This is a genomic window from Exiguobacterium sp. SL-10 (assembly GCF_004337025.1).
Classification (GTDB): domain Bacteria; phylum Bacillota; class Bacilli; order Exiguobacteriales; family Exiguobacteriaceae; genus Exiguobacterium.
On sequence record NZ_SJUP01000001.1, the window covers coordinates 368678 to 384286 of the forward strand.

22 protein-coding genes are annotated in these 15609 nt (G+C 52.0%); all 22 read left to right on the forward strand.

Features of this window, described 5'->3' with window-relative positions; translation table 11 throughout:
- The first annotated feature begins 167 nt into the window (after positions 1-167).
- Genes flgB through flhB form a run of 22 tightly spaced genes read left to right on the forward strand, consistent with a single transcriptional unit; the run spans position 168 to position 15597 of the window.
- Complete coding sequence (gene flgB / locus EVJ33_RS01845; RefSeq protein WP_131433917.1) at positions 168-536, forward strand: flagellar basal body rod protein FlgB; 369 nt, start codon at positions 168-170, stop codon at positions 534-536.
- A gap of 2 nt (positions 537-538) precedes the next feature.
- A complete protein-coding gene (gene flgC / locus EVJ33_RS01850) occupies positions 539-967 on the forward strand; it encodes a flagellar basal body rod protein FlgC (protein WP_034777187.1) in 429 nt (142 codons plus the stop codon).
- Positions 968-980: 13 nt separating this feature from the next.
- On the forward strand, positions 981-1265 hold the full coding sequence (gene fliE, locus EVJ33_RS01855; RefSeq protein WP_131433919.1) for a flagellar hook-basal body complex protein FliE: 285 nt from the start codon (positions 981-983) through the stop codon (positions 1263-1265).
- A 21-nt stretch (positions 1266-1286) separates the two neighbouring features.
- Positions 1287-2855, forward strand: a complete 1569-nt coding sequence (fliF, locus tag EVJ33_RS01860) for a flagellar basal-body MS-ring/collar protein FliF (RefSeq protein WP_131433922.1) — start codon at positions 1287-1289, stop codon at positions 2853-2855.
- A gap of 5 nt (positions 2856-2860) precedes the next feature.
- Positions 2861-3868: a flagellar motor switch protein FliG gene (gene fliG / locus EVJ33_RS01865; protein ID WP_034777193.1), complete on the forward strand. Its 1008-nt coding sequence runs from the start codon at positions 2861-2863 to the stop codon at positions 3866-3868.
- A complete protein-coding gene (locus EVJ33_RS01870) occupies positions 3852-4574 on the forward strand; it encodes a FliH/SctL family protein (RefSeq protein WP_131433924.1) in 723 nt (240 codons plus the stop codon). The genes fliG and EVJ33_RS01870 overlap by 17 nt, the downstream gene beginning before the upstream one ends.
- Positions 4561-5880, forward strand: a complete 1320-nt coding sequence (fliI, locus tag EVJ33_RS01875; protein WP_131433926.1) for a flagellar protein export ATPase FliI — start codon at positions 4561-4563, stop codon at positions 5878-5880. Before EVJ33_RS01870 ends, fliI begins: the two co-directional genes overlap by 14 nt.
- Positions 5877-6311, forward strand: a complete 435-nt coding sequence (locus EVJ33_RS01880; protein ID WP_131433928.1) for a flagellar FliJ family protein — start codon at positions 5877-5879, stop codon at positions 6309-6311. Before fliI ends, EVJ33_RS01880 begins: the two co-directional genes overlap by 4 nt.
- Positions 6312-6315: 4 nt before the next feature.
- Complete coding sequence (locus EVJ33_RS01885) at positions 6316-6876, forward strand: MotE family protein (protein ID WP_131433930.1); 561 nt, start codon at positions 6316-6318, stop codon at positions 6874-6876.
- A 20-nt stretch (positions 6877-6896) separates the two neighbouring features.
- Positions 6897-7949 (forward strand): flagellar hook-length control protein FliK, encoded by a 1053-nt coding sequence (locus EVJ33_RS01890; protein WP_236634503.1) that lies wholly within the window; start codon positions 6897-6899, stop codon positions 7947-7949.
- Positions 7921-8352, forward strand: a complete 432-nt coding sequence (locus EVJ33_RS01895) for a flagellar hook capping FlgD N-terminal domain-containing protein (RefSeq protein ID WP_131433934.1) — start codon at positions 7921-7923, stop codon at positions 8350-8352. Before EVJ33_RS01890 ends, EVJ33_RS01895 begins: the two co-directional genes overlap by 29 nt.
- Before the next feature lie 11 nt (positions 8353-8363).
- Positions 8364-9155 carry a flagellar basal body rod protein FlgG gene (flgG, locus tag EVJ33_RS01900; protein WP_131433936.1) on the forward strand — a complete coding sequence of 264 codons (792 nt, stop codon included), beginning with the start codon at positions 8364-8366 and terminating at the stop codon, positions 9153-9155.
- A complete protein-coding gene (locus tag EVJ33_RS01905) occupies positions 9155-9373 on the forward strand; it encodes a flagellar FlbD family protein (protein WP_131433938.1) in 219 nt (72 codons plus the stop codon). Before flgG ends, EVJ33_RS01905 begins: the two co-directional genes overlap by 1 nt.
- On the forward strand, positions 9366-9821 hold the full coding sequence (locus EVJ33_RS01910; protein WP_131433940.1) for a flagellar basal body-associated FliL family protein: 456 nt from the start codon (positions 9366-9368) through the stop codon (positions 9819-9821). Before EVJ33_RS01905 ends, EVJ33_RS01910 begins: the two co-directional genes overlap by 8 nt.
- A gap of 9 nt (positions 9822-9830) precedes the next feature.
- Positions 9831-10820, forward strand: a complete 990-nt coding sequence (gene fliM / locus EVJ33_RS01915) for a flagellar motor switch protein FliM (RefSeq protein ID WP_131433942.1) — start codon at positions 9831-9833, stop codon at positions 10818-10820.
- Positions 10817-11926: a flagellar motor switch phosphatase FliY gene (gene fliY / locus EVJ33_RS01920; protein ID WP_131433944.1), complete on the forward strand. Its 1110-nt coding sequence runs from the start codon at positions 10817-10819 to the stop codon at positions 11924-11926. Before fliM ends, fliY begins: the two co-directional genes overlap by 4 nt.
- 13 nt (positions 11927-11939) lie before the next feature.
- Entirely contained in the window at positions 11940-12305 is a 366-nt protein-coding gene (locus EVJ33_RS01925) for a response regulator (protein WP_021067131.1), read from the forward strand.
- Complete coding sequence (locus tag EVJ33_RS01930; protein ID WP_131433946.1) at positions 12302-12796, forward strand: flagellar biosynthetic protein FliO; 495 nt, start codon at positions 12302-12304, stop codon at positions 12794-12796. Before EVJ33_RS01925 ends, EVJ33_RS01930 begins: the two co-directional genes overlap by 4 nt.
- Positions 12793-13458 carry a flagellar type III secretion system pore protein FliP gene (gene fliP / locus EVJ33_RS01935; protein ID WP_114165557.1) on the forward strand — a complete coding sequence of 222 codons (666 nt, stop codon included), beginning with the start codon at positions 12793-12795 and terminating at the stop codon, positions 13456-13458. The genes EVJ33_RS01930 and fliP overlap by 4 nt, the downstream gene beginning before the upstream one ends.
- Positions 13459-13469: 11 nt before the next feature.
- Positions 13470-13742, forward strand: a complete 273-nt coding sequence (fliQ, locus tag EVJ33_RS01940; RefSeq protein ID WP_034777219.1) for a flagellar biosynthesis protein FliQ — start codon at positions 13470-13472, stop codon at positions 13740-13742.
- Positions 13739-14509, forward strand: coding sequence for a flagellar biosynthetic protein FliR (fliR, locus tag EVJ33_RS01945; RefSeq protein WP_131433948.1), 771 nt, complete (start codon positions 13739-13741; stop codon positions 14507-14509). The genes fliQ and fliR overlap by 4 nt, the downstream gene beginning before the upstream one ends.
- Complete coding sequence (gene flhB, locus EVJ33_RS01950; protein WP_131433950.1) at positions 14506-15597, forward strand: flagellar biosynthesis protein FlhB; 1092 nt, start codon at positions 14506-14508, stop codon at positions 15595-15597. Before fliR ends, flhB begins: the two co-directional genes overlap by 4 nt.
- Positions 15598-15609 lie beyond the last annotated feature (12 nt).

A 15609-nucleotide genomic window follows, 5' to 3' on the forward strand; every position in this document is an offset into this window, starting at 1 on the left:
GTAATTATTTTCAGAATTCGCCGTAAATTCGACAAAAAGAGAAGATAGCATTTACCTGTTTTAACAAAAATATCTTTCAACACTGTTACAGATTTGTTTCAATGTAATAGTAGATTTTCCAAATAAGGTATATACATGCATTCTTTTGGTGAAAGTGAGTGAAACGCATGAATTGGATTGGCAGCGACTATCAATTAATGAAACAAGCGATCAATCATTCGGTCGTAAATCAAAAAGTCATCAGTCATAACTTGTCAAATATCGATACCCCGAACTTTCGAGCGAAACAGGCGGTGTTCGAGCAGACGTTGAACAACGAGATGCGTCTGAAGCTGGCGGGTGGCCGTCCGAGTGAGCGCGCGGCGACGACGATCACGGACCGGGCCGGGGGGGCGATGCGAAGTGACGGGAACAACGTCGACCTCGACTATGAAATGAGCGAGTTGGCCCGGAACCAACTTCAATACGAAGCGATGATGGAACAATTGAACCGCCGGCTCGGCGGACTCAAGACCGTCATTAGAGGAGGACGTTAACGATGGGGATGTTTGATAGTTTTCATATCTCGGCGACGGCATTGACGTCACAGCGGCTTCGGATGGACACGGTATCCGCAAACATCGCGAACGCCCAGACGACACGAGGCAAACTCGTCGACGGAGAGTGGCAACCGTATACGCGGAAAATGACCGTCTTGCAGGAAGCACCGTTTCGACAACAGTTGTCCGCCGTCAGCGGCGGCGTCGAAGTATCACAAATCGTGGAAGACGAGAGCCCGTATAAGCTCGTCTATGACCCGAGCCATCCAGATTCGGATGACCGCGGCTACGTTCAAATGCCGAACGTCGACTTGTTGAAAGAAATGGTCGACTTGATGGGGGCGACTCGGTCGTACGAGGCCAACATCGCAGCAATGAACGCCACGAAGGCGATGCTCGTCAAAGCGATGGAAATCGGTAAAGGATAAGGAGTGACACACGATGCAGATTAACCCGATACAGTTGATGGGTACACAACCGACGGTCACGCCGACGGTGAAAGAGACACCGTCCCAGTTCGGCACGTATTTGAACGAGGCGATGCGATCGTTGAACGATGTCCAACAAGCGACGAGCACAGCACGCGCTGACCTTGCTGTCGGTAAAGCGGATTTACATCAAGTCATGATTCAAAGCGAAGAGTCGTCGATTGCGATGCAACTCGCCATTGAGGTGAGGAACAAAGCGGTCGAGGCCTATCAAGAAATGATGCGAATGCAAGTTTAAAGTAGAGGATGACGAGTTGCGATGAATGAAAAGTTAAAAGAACGATTCGGTTCACTGACCGGTTCCCTTCAGACGATGAAGACAAACCGTAAAATCTTTTGGGGCCTCATCATCGCCGGCGTACTTCTCGTCGCGGTGGTCTTGACCGTCTGGCTGTCGCGCCCGAACATGGCTCCGCTTTATACGAACCTGTCCGCCCAAGAAGCGGGCGAGGTGACGGAAAAGCTGACAGCTGACGGTGTGAAAGCTGAAATTAAAGCGACATCGAACGGCGTGAGTGTATACGTACCGAGCGAACAAGTCGATCAATTGAAAGTCAGCCTCGCAGCAGCGGGCATCCCGAAATCAGGAGCGATCGATTATAGCTTCTTCAGTGAGAACGCCGGCTTCGGGACGACCGATCGCGAGATGGCCGTCATCGAACGGAGTGCGATGCAGACCGAGCTCGAGCGGTTGATCACACAAATCGAAGGAATCAATCAGGCGAAAGTCATCATCTCGATTCCTGAGAAATCGGTCTTCTTGGCAGAAGACCAAGGGGAGCCGACGGCTTCGATTGTCTTAAATTTAGGAGCAGGTACGAATCTAGAACCGGCGACGGTAAAAGGGCTCTACCATTTGATTAGTAAGAGTGTACCGAACTTGAAACCAGAAAACATCTCGGTCATGGACCAATATTTCACATATTACGATTTAGACCAAACGACGACGGCAGGAGGATCATCCACCGACCCACTCGTCTTGAAGCGCCAAGTCGAAAAAGATGTCCGTCAACAAATTCAACAGATGCTTTCAGTCCTCTTAGGTGAACGGAGCGTCCTCGTCTCGGTCACGGCCGACATCGACACGACGCAATCGGCGGAAGAGCAAAACCTAGTGACACCCGTCAACGAGGAGAGCATGGAAGGGATCGTCACATCGGCAGAACGAATCGCTGAAGCGTACACCGGTGGTACCGGCGCGGCGACCGCGGCGGGCACGGCCGAGAACGACACGGTCAATTTCCCGGCCGCCACTGGCACCGGGGAAGAAGAGAGCGAAAAGAATCATGAAATCATCAATTATGAAGTCAACCGAATCACGAAACAAATTCAAAACGCACCGTACTCGATTCGCGACCTCGGTGTTCAATTGATCGTCGAACCACCGAACGGGGCAACGACAATCGACCCGCAACTCGAGGGTGACCTTGAGACGATGATGTATTCGATCATCCGGACGTCGCTCGCCAAAACCGGTGAGGCGCTCACCGAGGCGGAACTTGAACAGAAAGTGGTCGTCGTATCGCGTCCGTTCGCGGAGACGGAAGAAGCGGCTGCGGTTGAACAACCGACCCAGTGGTGGATGTATGCGGCAGCAGCAGGTGCCGTCGTCTTGCTCGCGCTATTGTTCTTCGCCATGCGTAAACGCAAACGGGAACCAATCGCCGAGTCGAATGAATGGGAAGTCCCATATGAGGACGAAGTACCCGACCTCGACCTTGAAGAACGAGGCGAAGGGGCCGTCAAGAAGAAACAGTTGGAGAAATTGGCAGAGAGCAACCCTGAAGAGTTCGCCAAACTTCTCCGTACATGGATGTCTGAGGAGTGAGTACTGTGAATTACGCAAAACAAGCGAACCGGGAAAAAGCGGCCATGCTCATGATCTCGCTTGGACCTGAGGTGGCTGCGAACGTCTACAAACATCTGTCGGAAGAAGAGATGGAACAGTTGACGTTACAAATCTCGGCCTTGAAGAAAGTATCATCCGAACAAAAAGAAGCAATCATGGGCGAGTTCCACGAACTCGCCATGGCACAGAGCTATATCACGCAAGGCGGAATTGGGTTTGCAAAAACGGTGCTCGAGAAAGCGGTCGGGGAAGAGAAGGCGATGGCCCTCATTCACCGGCTCACATCGACGCTCCAAGTCCGACCGTTCGAGTTTGCCCGCAAGGCCGATCCAAAACAGTTGCTCAACTTCATCCAGAACGAGCATCCTCAGACGATTGCCTTGATTTTGGCGCATCTTGAACCAGTCAAATCAGGACAAATTTTATCGGAATTACCGCCGGAGATTCAATCGGAAGTCGCCAAGCGGATCGCGACGATGGACCGGCTCAACCCTGACGTCATTCATGAAATCGAACAGATCCTTGAGAAAAACTTGTCCCAGACCGATATGCAAGACTACGCCCAGTCCGGCGGGATCGAAGCGGTCGTCGAAGTGCTCAACGGCGTTGACCGTACGACTGAACGCACAATCCTTGATGCTCTTGAAATCGAAGATCCGGAACTGGCCGAGGAAATCAAAAAGCGGATGTTCGTCTTCGAAGATATCGTTACACTCGACTCGCGGGCCATTCAACGCATCATCCGCGAAGTGGCAAACGACGACCTACTGCTTGCCCTCAAAGTATCGTCCGAAGAAGTCAAACAGATCATCTTCAAAAACATGTCACAGCGAATGGTCGAAACGTTCAAAGAAGACATGGAATTCATGGGGCCTGTCCGGTTGCGTGATGTCGAAGAAGCGCAAAGCCGTATCGTCGGCATCATCCGTCGCCTAGAAGACGTCGGAGAGATCGTGATCAGCCGCGGCGGAGGAGATGACATCGTTGTCTAACGTAATCAAACGCCACTATGCGACACCGCTCGAGCCGCAACGGATCGACTCGAAACCGTTCCTTGAGCCAGTATCGTTGGAACACTACGACCAAGAAAGTGACCAGTTGGAACAAAAGCGTGAACAACTCCGTTTAGACGAAGAAGCGCTTCGTGACCGCCGTGCCGCGATGGAACAACAACTCGCGGTGCTGCGGGAGGAAGTGCTGACGTCAGCCAAGCAAGAAGGGTTCGACGCTGGATTTGACCACGGTAGACGGGAAGGCAAGGCAGAGTATGACGAGTTAACGACGCGGCTGAACACCGTCGCAGTTGAACTTGAACAGTTGTTCGATGCGAAGTGGCGGGACGCGGAGCGGCAACTCGTCGCCCTCGCCCTCGAGGTCAGCGCCCATGTCACGACCGAGCTTGTCCGAAAAGATGAGGCGCTATTCGCCGATCGGATTCGAGAACAGTTGCTCCGTCAGCTCGATGCCGAATCATTGACGGTGTATGTCCATCCGACCCGCCTCGCTTCGATTCAACGTTTCGAAGCGGAGTGGGTGACACCGGACGGCCCACCGTTGAAGTACCGGGCAGATGCCGGTTTAAGCGAGACGAGCGTACGCATCGAGACGCCGTACCACGGTGATGAACTTGATTTGAATTACAGCTTTGAACGCATCCAGTCCAAAATCGAGGAGGTTTTGGCCGATGGCGCTTATTGACCACGTCCTTGAGACGATCACAGCGTCCGCCGAGGACGAATATGTTCGGAAAGTCGGACGGGTGTGTCGTGTCGTCGGGCTGATGATTGAATCGACGGGACCGAGTGCCTTCATCGGAGAGAGGTGTTTAATCGCACTTCCCTCGGGCCAACACGTCGAGGCGGAAGTCGTCGGATTCAACGAGGCGCGTGTACTCCTCATGCCCTACGGGGAGACGACGCAAATCGCGCCGGGATGTATGGTCAAAGGCACGGGACGGATGCTCCAAGTACCGGTCGGTGACGAGCTGATCGGACAAGTACTCGACGGTCTCGGCCGTCCTTTGTCCGGCGAAACAGCCTCTCCGGGAAAACGTTACGATGTTCTTCGGAAGCCACCCAATCCGCTCGAGCGACCGCGGATTTTAGATGTCTTGTCGACGGGTGTCCGCGTGATTGACGGCCTGTTGACGGTCGGTAAAGGACAGCGGGTCGGATTGTTCGCCGGTTCCGGTGTCGGAAAATCGACACTGCTCGGGATGATCGCCAAACGCTCGTCGGCCGATATTAACGTCATCGCCTTGATTGGCGAGCGTGGTCGCGAAGTGAAAGAGTTTATTGAGAAAGAACTCGGACCGGAAGGAATGGCCCGCTCGGTCGTCATCGTGGCGACGAGCGACCAACCACCGCTCGTCCGATTGAAAGGAGCCTATACGGCAACCGCCATCGCCGAGTACTTCCGGGACCAAGGCAAGGAAGTCGTTCTCATGATGGACTCGGTGACCCGCTTTGCTATGGCGCAACGGGAAATCGGACTCGCCACCGGTGAACCTCCGACATCAAAGGGTTATACCCCATCCGTGTTCGCGATGTTGCCACAACTGCTAGAACGAAGCGGAACAGCCGTGACAGGCTCGATTACTGCTTTTTATACCGTCCTCGTCGACGGTGACGATATGAATGAACCGATTGCGGACGCGGTGCGAGGTATATTGGATGGTCACTTCGTCATGGACCGTTCGCTCGCGAACCGAGGTCAATTTCCAGCCATCCACGTCTTAAAGTCGATCAGCCGCGTCATGAACCAAATTGCTGCGCCGATGCACCGTGAGGCCGCTCAAACGTTCCGCGGCTGGTTGGCGACGTATTTGGACGCCGAGGACTTGATTAATATCGGGGCCTATAAAAAAGGGACGAACCCGGCAATCGATACCGCCATCGAACAGTATCCGGACTTATTAACATTTTTAAAGCAATCCATCGAAGAAGAGGCCCCGCTTGAGCAATCGCTTGAACGCTTGGCCAAGATCGTGCGAGGTGAACCATGAACAGACTATTGTTAGAACGCATCATGCCAATCGCGGAACATGAGAAAGAAGAGTCCGCGACGGAGATGAGACAACAGAAAGCAAGGTTCGAGACGGAGATGGAGGCGCTCTACCGGCTCGTGCTGACGTACGAGTCGCTTATGAAGAGTCAAGATGAACAAGACGGTGTCATCGACCTGCTCATGTCGCAATATCGTGAGCAGACGCGCGAACGGTTGAAACGTCAAATCGAGACGCAACAGCTCGTCGTCCAGCAGGCACGAAATCGATATCATTTGTCGCAGGAGCGCCTGCTTGGAAAAGTCGTCGAGGAAAAGAAATATGTAACGTTGCATGAAAAAGTAAGTCAACATGAAGTGGCTGCGACAAAGCTCAGCGAGCAACATTTCATCGATGAGCTAGCAGTGATTCATCACGGGAAAGGGAAGTAAACCGATGGAAAAAGACAACTCGAAGCGGGGAAGACAGCTACTGGTCGCGCTCGTTCTCGTCCCGGCCATCTTTCTGCTTGTTGGAGGGATTGTCGTCATGAACTACGCGATGGACCGTCCGTTGTTATCGGTCCCGTTTCTAGAGATCGGTGCGAAACAAGAACCGGAAGAAAAAGTGAAAACGAATGTGAACGTGACCGGAATCGATACCGATGCTGCGAATCGTTTGAAAGTGGCGAACGCCGAGATTGAGAAGCTTCGGGCGGACAACGTCGAGTTGACGAATGAAGTGAAGGCGCGCCAAGAAGAAGTATCAAAGTTGATCAAAGAGCGAGACCGGCTCGTTGCGGAATTGTCGTCGGCAAGTGCGGTGGAAGAAGAAACATCGGACGTCTCTCGCGTCTACGAAGAGATGTCGGCCAAACAAGCCGCTGCAATTATGAACGAGCTCGAAAGCCCACAAGTGGCCAACTTGTTGAAAGAATTGTCGCCGAAGCAACAAGCTGACATTTTAGGACGGATGGATGCCCAACAGGCCGCTGTCGTGACCCAGTTGCTCCAGTGACAAGAAAGGAGGACATGATGATGAATATCGCCTTACTCGCCCAATCGGTACAAGGGACGACTCAGAAAAGCGGGGAAGCGAGTGCGACCCCGACTGGACAGTTTTTGGAGTTACTCTCGACGATGCTCGGGACATCGACGCCATCCCCTGAGATGACAGTCGCTGCGGAAAATGAGGAAGCCCTCCCGCTCGAGAATGTATCGAACCGATTGGAACAATGGCTCCAACAGCCCGACAGCCTGCAGTGGTTGAAGTCGTTGCCTGCAGATGCGTATCGGAAGTTTATGGATGCATATATCGCCATCTTGAATCAAGTCGCCCCAGAACAGTCGGCAGGAACAACCGATGCCGCATCGGCCGTGACGCCTGCGCTCCTTAACGGTCAAGTGGCAGCGCCGTCGATTTCGTTCACGCTGACGAAGAAGGAGACGGAAGCACTCATTAAACCAGTGCCGACCGACCAAGTTGAAGAGAACGTGCGCATCATCCAGCAAGTCGTTGCGCAGTTTAAAGGAACGCTCGGACAGACCCCAAAATCTATACCCGGTCTTACTCAAACCGAAACAACGGTTGCACAATTGCAACCGACGGTGAAAGAGAGCGACTGGATGCCAAAAGGAATGACCTGGTCGAAACCGCAAATCGATTCGGAAATGGTGATGTATGCTTCGAAAGGTTCATTACCGGAAAATTTGCAAGCCCGAATCGAAGCCGCTTTGCAACGTGCGCCGTTCAAGAGCGGGGCCGATGGGTCGAAAGTGTTCACGGTCCGGCTCTATCCTGAACAGTTAGGCGAACTCGTCGTTAAACTCGAACGTCAAAATGGGGAACTCGTCGTCAAACTGTTCGCGAGCAACCAAGAAGCGAAGCAGTTGCTTCAGTCACAAGTCCAACAGTTGCAACAGACGTTACAACCGCTCACACAAAACGTCCGTGTCGAGATCAACTTGACACAACAGGCGCTCGAGGCGAAAGGATCTGGCTTCAACGAGTTTGACCAACCGGAACCAGAGCAACAGGAACAACCGAAAGGAGAACAAGAAGATGACGACCATCCAGCCGAAGACGAGTGACTATACGTTGCCGGATCAATCGATGCCGAAAGCCACGAACCAATATGATCAAAGCATGTTCTTGAAACTGTTGCTCGCGCAACTCGCCAACCAAGACCCGATGTCACCGATGGAAGATCGTGAGTTCATCTCTCAGATGGCCCAGTTCTCTTCTCTCGAACAGATGCAGACGATCTCGAAACAACTTGATTCCGCGCTCGTCGATCGGCAAATGGCTTCGATTTCGGAATTCAGCAATATGATTGGTCAAACGGTCGATTATACGACGGAGACGGAAACCGAGACAATCAAAGGCTCGGGTCGTGTCCTCTCGATCTCGAAGACCGAAGCCGGCTATGTTGCCGATCTTGAAGACGGGACGTCCGTCAACGTGTATAACATCACTTCCATCAAACAAGCATAGGAGGATTCATCATGTTAAGAGCAATGTACTCAGGAATCAGTGGTTTAAAGAACTTCCAATCCAAGCTTGACGTCGTCGGGAACAACATCGCCAACGTTAACACGTTCGGCTATAAAAAAGGGCGCGTCACGTTCAAAGACCTCGTCAGTCAGCAAGTCGGTAGTGCGACAGCGGCCAACGGAGTCAGCGGCGGGGTCAACCCGAAAGAAGTCGGTCTCGGGGGCACGATGGCGACCGTCGACAACGTATATAACCAAGGAGCCATGCAAAACTCAGGGCGAGCCCTTGACGTCGGGATCTCAGGAGAAGGGTTCTTCGCGTTAGACGTGAACGGTCAGACACAATACACACGGGCCGGTAACTTCTATACGGATAACACGGGCGATCTCGTCAACGGAGACGGTGCCTACGTCCTTAGTACGACGGGTGCACGGATCAACATCCCGGCCGGTGCGAAGTCACTCTCAATCGGGAAAGACGGACAAGTCAGCTATGTCGATAATGCCGGAGCCTCGACGGTCGTCGGTCAAATCCAAGTCGTGACGTTCGCCAACAACGCCGGTTTATCGAAAGTCGGCGCGAACAACTTCATTCAATCGCAAAACTCAGGTGCGCCGAACGTTGGTATTCCTGGACAAGATGGACGCGGAGAACTCGTCTCGGGCGCACTCGAGATGTCAAACGTCGACTTGTCGGAAGAGTTCACAGAAATGATTGTCGCCCAGCGTGGGTTCCAAGCGAACACCCGCATCATCACAACATCGGACGAGATTCTCCAAGAACTCGTTAACTTGAAACGCTGATGATTCGCGTCACGACACTCCGGGGTGAAGAACTCGTGCTGAACGCCTTATTCATCGAGACGATCAAGGCCGAGCCTGATACAATCATTCACTTGTATAACGGAAAAACGTATATCGTCAGTGAGACGAAACAACAAATCATCGATCGCACGACGGCATTTTATGCCTCGATCGGTCTGATTGGAACGACAGGCATACGAGGTGAAGAAGATGAGTGAAGAAAAACAAAAACAAAAAGGCGGCGCCATGAAGATGGTGCTCATCTTGCTAGTCGTCCTGCTCGTCATGGGCGGGGCCGGGTTCATGACTTATAAATATTTATTCGGTGACAACGTGACGGCGAAGACAAAGCCGGTCACCGCCGAAGAATTGGCTGAACGAAGCTTCACGACGGACGACATGACGACGAACATTCAAGATGAACGTTTCATCAACGTCCAGTTCACGATCGTGACCGATGCCGCCGAAACGAAAGAAGACCTCGAACTTCGGAAGTTCCAAGTGCATAACGTCATCCTCGGTGATTTGGCCGGTATGACGAAAGCCCAGCTCACGACAAAAGAGGACATGCAGAAGTTTGAGCAGTCGCTCCGAAAACAACTAAACGGACTGTTGGAGTCAGGTGAGGTCCAACGAGTCTATATGACGAAGAAAATCATACAGTGAGGTGGCATCATGGGAGAAGTCTTATCTCAACAAGAAATTGATGCCTTGCTATCAGCGTTAAGCAGCGGCGATGTCGAAGCCGACTCGTTTTTAAATCAAGAAGAAGAGCGCAAGGTTCGGCAATATGACTTTAAACGGGCGGTCCGCTTCTCGAAAGACCAAATCCGCAGTCTGACCCGAATCCATGAACACTTCACACGCATGTTGACGACGTTCTTTTCGGCCCAGCTCCGGACGTACGTGCAATTCACAGTCAATTCCGTCGAACAGCTTCCGTACGATGAATTCATTCATTCCATCCCGAGTATGACGATGATCAACTTGATCGAGGCTCCGCCACTCAACGGCCGTTTCATCATCGAGGTCAATCCGAACATCTCATACGCGATGCTCGATCGCCTGCTCGGTGGTCCCGGGGTCGAAATTGAAAAAGTCGAGAGTTTCACAGAAATCGAGATGCGTATCTTGACCCAGTTGTATAAACGAGCGTTTGCCGGATACGGGGAGGCATGGGAATCGATTGCCGAGATTAAGTCAGAGATGACCGCGGTCGAAGTCAATCCACAGTTTCTTCAACTCGTCTCGCCAAACGAGACGGTCGTCCTCATCTCAATCGGGGTCACCATCGGCGAAGTGAGCGGTACCATCAACGTCTGCTTGCCGTTCGTGACGATTGAGCCGGTTTTATCCAAACTGTCAAGTCATTACTGGATGCAAGAGGCCAACCGCCGCAATGCGAGCGGCAACAGTAAGGAACCGCTCAAAGCCCAATTGATGAACTCGACGGTTGAAGTCGTGTCCCTGCTCGGAGAGACGACGATCACGTTCGGTGACTTGTTGCATTTAGAGGTCGGCGATTGTTTGACGCTCGATCAATTAGTGAAAGACCCGTTATCCGTCATGGTAGGGGAAAATAAAGTGTTCAAAGGGCAAGTCGGTGTGAGCGGGAAACGAATGGCGGTTCAAGTGCTCCACCGGCTGAAGGAGGAAGAGCAATGAGTGAGATGTTGTCACAAGATGAGATAGACGCGTTATTGCGAGGGACGAGCGAGTCGTCGAAACCAGAGGCGAAGCCCGAAGAGCATCTTGACTCGATGGAGAGCGACGCTTTAGGAGAGATCGGGAATATCTCGTTCGGAAACTCGGCGACGGCGTTATCGACGTTACTGCAACAAAAAGTTGAAATCACGACCCCGATCGTCAGCGAAGTCACGATCGATGCGCTCCGTGAGCGTTATCCGACACCGCACGTGGCGCTTCGCGTCGGTTACACCGAAGGCTTGAAAGGCGAAAACGTCCTCGTGTTGACACGTGAGGATGCCGCCATCATCTCGGACTTGATGCTCGGCGGAAACGGGATCGATGTCGATCCAGAAGGGTTGGATGAAATTCGACTCTCGGCCGTACAAGAAGCGATGAACCAAATGATGGGGGCAGCAGCGACGTCATTGTCGACTGTGTTCTCAAAAAAAATCGATATCTCACCGCCGCTCGTCGAAGTGTTCGATGCGACGAAGACCCAGACGATTATCGATCGTCTTGAACTTTGGGAAACGATGGTGTTGATTGAGTTCAACTTGAAGGTCGGCACGTTAATCGACTCGAAAATTGTTCAAATTGCACCGATTCAATTTGGCAAGCAGCTCGTCAATGAATTGATGACGGCCACCTCCCCTCAACCGGTCGCACCGGCTGCGGCCGCACCGAAGCCAGAGGCACCAAAAACACCGGCCGCTGCGGCTCCACAGCAACAACCTGTACGTCAGGAAGTGAAGTCGGCTCCTGAAGTCGCTGTCAGTCAAGCCGAATTTATGCCTCTGCACGCACCGTCGACGAACGACTCGATTCCGGCGAACCTCGGTCTGTTATACGACGTTCCGCTGAGCGTGACGGTCGAACTCGGACGGACAAAACGTTCGGTCCGTGAAGTGCTTGAATTGTCGCAAGGCTCGATTATCGAACTCGACAAGCTGGCCGGTGAGCCGGTCGATATTTATGTGAACCAACAGCGGATCGCCCGCGGCGAAGTCGTCGTCATCGAAGAGAACTTCGGGGTCCGTGTAACAGAAATTATCCAACCGCACGAGCGGATTGGCATCGTTTAAGGAGGAAGAACAAATGAGTGCAAAAATTTTAGTGGTAGATGATGCGGCGTTCATGCGCATGATGATTAAGGATATCTTGACAAAGAATGGATTTGAGGTTGTCGGCGAAGCAGAGAACGGCGTCGATGCGGTCGCAAAATATCGCGAACTTATGCCAGACCTCGTCACGCTCGACATCACGATGCCGGAGATGGACGGGTTGGCCGCGTTGAAAGAAATTCGTGGCTTCGATTCGAACGCGAAAGTGATCATGTGTTCTGCGATGGGACAACAAGCGATGGTCATCGATGCGATTCAAGCAGGCGCAAAAGACTTTATCGTCAAGCCGTTCAATGCGGAACGGGTCGTCGAAGCAGTTTCGAAAACGGTCGCACAATGAACAAGTGGTGGTTGATTATCCTTCTCGTGGTCGGGCTAAGCGTCCCGACCACGGTCGAGGCCGCCACCGTCGATCAACAGTTCGAGCAACAACAGCCAGACACGAAAGAGGAACCCGTCAAATCGGCCGTCTCAACGGTCGGGACAGCGATCAAGCTCATCTTGAGTCTGGTCGTTGTCATCGGCGGTTTTCTCGTTCTCGTTCGTTGGTTGAACGCACGCACGCAAGGCGTCAAAACAGCTCAGCATTTGACACATCTTGGCGGGGTCCCGCTCGGCAAAGACCGATCGGTTCAACTCGTCAAACTCGGTGAACAAGTTTACGTGCTCGGTGTTGGCGACTCGATTCAACTGCTAGACCGGCTCGATGCCGAAGCGATGGATGAGGCGACACACGATGCGCCTGCCTTAAACAACTCGAACACGTCGGCTTTTCTCGACACGTTCAAACAGCAATTGGCCCAGATTGAAGAAGTGAGGAAGAAACGATGACGACGATTGAACAACTGATCAACCTAGAGACGCCAGACAGTACATCGACCTCGATTAAACTATTGGTCGTGTTGACACTGCTTACGCTCGCGCCATCTTTCCTTATCTTGATGACTTGTTTTACACGCGTCGTCGTCGTACTTTCCTTTATCCGTCCGGCGCTCGGTACGCAGCAAACGCCACCGAACCAACTGATTATCGGTCTTGCCCTGTTTATCACGTTGTTCGTCATGTCGCCGGTGCTAACGGAGTTAAACGATAAGGCACTCTCGCCATACATGGACGATCGAATCAGTCAAGACGAGGCGTTCGAAGAGGCGGGGAATACGATGAAACGGTTCATGGCCCAATATACACGCCAAGAGGATTTGCAATTATTCATTAAATATGGGAACTATGAGCAACCAGAGTCGGTCGAAGACGTCCCGCTCCTCGCGATGGTCCCGGCCTATGCGATCAGTGAGCTGAAGACGGCGTTTCAAATCGGATTCATGATCTTCTTGCCGTTTTTGATCATTGATATGGTCGTGGCGAGTGTCCTCATGTCGATGGGGATGATGATGCTTCCTCCGGTCATGATCGCTTTGCCGTTCAAACTGTTATTGTTTGTGTTGGTGGATGGATGGCACTTGATTGTGGAGTCCTTGCTTAGAAGTATGTAGGAGGAACGAATATGACGCAGGAAATGGTCATCTATTTGGCGACGGAGAGTGTGTGGACGTTATTGAAAATCTCGATGCCGCTCTTATTGATTTCACTCGTCGTCGGTCTCGTCATTTCGATTTTACAGGCGACGACACAAATTCAAGAGCAGACGCTATCGTTCGTCCCGAAGATCGTCTCGGTCTTTATCGGGCTTGTCATCTTTGGGCCTTGGATGTTGCAACAGATCGAAGGGTTCACCCGGTTGATTTTTGAACTGATGGTCGAGGTCGCCTCGAAATGAATGCGGTCGATTTTATTAGTCTATACGGTTTGACGTTCGCACGTCTGTCCGGTTTCTTCGTGAGCGTCCCGTTGTTTTCATCTAGACAGCTGCCGGTCATGCATCGCGTCGCCTTCAGCGCCTTTTTAGCGTATTACGCGATGTTCACGGTGACGGAACCGCTCGAACTCGGTCAAGCGTACATCTTGCAAGTATTGTACGAAGTCTTGATCGGCTTGGTACTCGGTATTTTAATCAATATCTTATTCTTTGCTCCCCAAATCGCGGGAGGGGTCATCGATTTGCAGCTTGGACTCGCGATGGCATCGGCTTACGACCCGATGTTCGGAGGACAGTCGCCCTTGATCGGACGATTTTATTACATCTTTACATTGTTTATCATGTTGTCGAGCAACTTGCATTTATTGCTGATCGATGGCATCTATTACAGCTTTCAAATTTATCCGCCAGGCCAGCCGATCATCGACTTCAGTGAAGCATCGCTCATGATGGCCGTGAAAGTCGTCACGATGACGATGATGGTCGCCTTGCAGCTCGCCTTTCCGCTCATGGCGTCGCTCTTACTCGTCGACATGGCGCTTGGGTTCTTGGCAAAATCGGCCCCGCAGTTCAATATTTTTGCAATCGGGTTCTCTTTCAAGCTGATTGCGGGATTCTCGGTCATGGTCGTCATGATGGGGCTGACATTGAACGGAATCAGCCAGTTCATCCCGGTGTTACAAGAAGTGTTACGTGATTTTATGACTTTGCTAGGAGACGCCTCATGAAGCCTCTATACACCTTATCGGTCGATCTTCAATTTTTTGCAGGAGAAAAAACCGAAAAAGCGACCCCGCGTAAGCGGGAGGACTCGCGCAAGAAAGGACAAGTCGCCAAGTCAGCCGATTTGACCGGCGCCTTCGCCTTGTTCGCGATGTTTCTCATGTTATCGTTTTTGGGACCATATCTTGGCAAGCAACTATTCGGCTTGACGAAAGATTTGCTCGGTACGAGTTACTTGTTATTCGATCTATCAAACGGATTGTCTGGAATGCTTACCGACTTGTTGCTTCGAGTCGGCCTGATTGTAGGTCCATTCTTCGTCGTCGCGGTCGTGTTCGGGGTTTTGATCAACTATCTTCAAATCGGGACGTTGTTCTCGGCAGAGGCGATTCAACCGAAACTCGAACGCATCGATCCCATCAAAGGGGTCAAACGGATTATCAGTATGAAAGCGGTCGTCGAATTTTTAAAGTCCTTATTCAAATTATTGATTATCCTGACGACTGCTGTTGCCGTGCTCTGGCAAAACCAAAAAGAGCTGTCCCGGATGGCGGTCGAACATGTTCGTGAATCGGTCATCGCGCTCGCGAGCATCACGATTGAACTCGGACTATGGGTGAGCGTCGCCTTGCTCGCACTCGCTCTGCTCGATTTCTTCTATCAACGATTCGATTTTGAAAAATCGATTCGCATGTCGAAACAAGACGTAAAAGACGAGTATAAAAATAGTGAAGGTGACCCGCTCATCAAGTCGAAAATCAAACAACAACAACGGGAGATGGCGATGCGCCGCATGATGCAAGAGATTCCAAACGCGGACGTCGTCATCACAAACCCGACCCATTATGCCGTCGTCATTCGCTATGACGATACGAAAGACTTTGCGCCGCTCGTCGTCGCGAAAGGTGTCGACCAAGTCGCCTTCAACATCCGCGATGTGGCCAAAGAACATGACATCCCGATTGTGGAAAATAAACCGTTGGCCCGTGCGTTGTACGCCCAAATGGAAATCGGAGAAGTCGTTGACGAGTCGTTTTATCAGGCGATCGCCGAAGTGCTCGCGTTCGTCTATCAATTGAAACAACCGTCTTGAGGAGGAGTATGT

Excerpts from the sequence above, each read along its gene's own strand:
- fliQ (WP_034777219.1), top strand. The coding sequence starts at position 13,470 with ATGACGCAGGAAATGGTCATCTATTTGGCGACGGAGAGTGTGTGGACG.
- EVJ33_RS01885 (WP_131433930.1), top strand. The coding sequence starts at position 6,316 with ATGGAAAAAGACAACTCGAAGCGGGGAAGACAGCTACTGGTCGCGCTC.
- EVJ33_RS01895 (WP_131433934.1), top strand. The coding sequence starts at position 7,921 with ATGACGACCATCCAGCCGAAGACGAGTGACTATACGTTGCCGGATCAA.
- fliM (WP_131433942.1), top strand. The coding sequence starts at position 9,831 with ATGGGAGAAGTCTTATCTCAACAAGAAATTGATGCCTTGCTATCAGCG.
- EVJ33_RS01925 (WP_021067131.1), top strand. The coding sequence starts at position 11,940 with ATGAGTGCAAAAATTTTAGTGGTAGATGATGCGGCGTTCATGCGCATG.
- flgG (WP_131433936.1), top strand. The coding sequence starts at position 8,364 with ATGTTAAGAGCAATGTACTCAGGAATCAGTGGTTTAAAGAACTTCCAA.
- EVJ33_RS01880 (WP_131433928.1), top strand. The coding sequence starts at position 5,877 with ATGAACAGACTATTGTTAGAACGCATCATGCCAATCGCGGAACATGAG.
- fliE (WP_131433919.1), top strand. The coding sequence starts at position 981 with ATGCAGATTAACCCGATACAGTTGATGGGTACACAACCGACGGTCACG.
- EVJ33_RS01870 (WP_131433924.1), top strand. The coding sequence starts at position 3,852 with ATGACATCGTTGTCTAACGTAATCAAACGCCACTATGCGACACCGCTC.
- EVJ33_RS01890 (WP_236634503.1), top strand. The coding sequence starts at position 6,897 with ATGAATATCGCCTTACTCGCCCAATCGGTACAAGGGACGACTCAGAAA.
- flgB (WP_131433917.1), top strand. The coding sequence starts at position 168 with ATGAATTGGATTGGCAGCGACTATCAATTAATGAAACAAGCGATCAAT.
- EVJ33_RS01910 (WP_131433940.1), top strand. The coding sequence starts at position 9,366 with ATGAGTGAAGAAAAACAAAAACAAAAAGGCGGCGCCATGAAGATGGTG.
- flgC (WP_034777187.1), top strand. The coding sequence starts at position 539 with ATGGGGATGTTTGATAGTTTTCATATCTCGGCGACGGCATTGACGTCA.
- fliR (WP_131433948.1), top strand. The coding sequence starts at position 13,739 with ATGAATGCGGTCGATTTTATTAGTCTATACGGTTTGACGTTCGCACGT.
- EVJ33_RS01905 (WP_131433938.1), top strand. The coding sequence starts at position 9,155 with ATGATTCGCGTCACGACACTCCGGGGTGAAGAACTCGTGCTGAACGCC.
- fliI (WP_131433926.1), top strand. The coding sequence starts at position 4,561 with ATGGCGCTTATTGACCACGTCCTTGAGACGATCACAGCGTCCGCCGAG.
- fliY (WP_131433944.1), top strand. The coding sequence starts at position 10,817 with ATGAGTGAGATGTTGTCACAAGATGAGATAGACGCGTTATTGCGAGGG.
- EVJ33_RS01930 (WP_131433946.1), top strand. The coding sequence starts at position 12,302 with ATGAACAAGTGGTGGTTGATTATCCTTCTCGTGGTCGGGCTAAGCGTC.
- fliF (WP_131433922.1), top strand. The coding sequence starts at position 1,287 with ATGAATGAAAAGTTAAAAGAACGATTCGGTTCACTGACCGGTTCCCTT.
- flhB (WP_131433950.1), top strand. The coding sequence starts at position 14,506 with ATGAAGCCTCTATACACCTTATCGGTCGATCTTCAATTTTTTGCAGGA.
- fliP (WP_114165557.1), top strand. The coding sequence starts at position 12,793 with ATGACGACGATTGAACAACTGATCAACCTAGAGACGCCAGACAGTACA.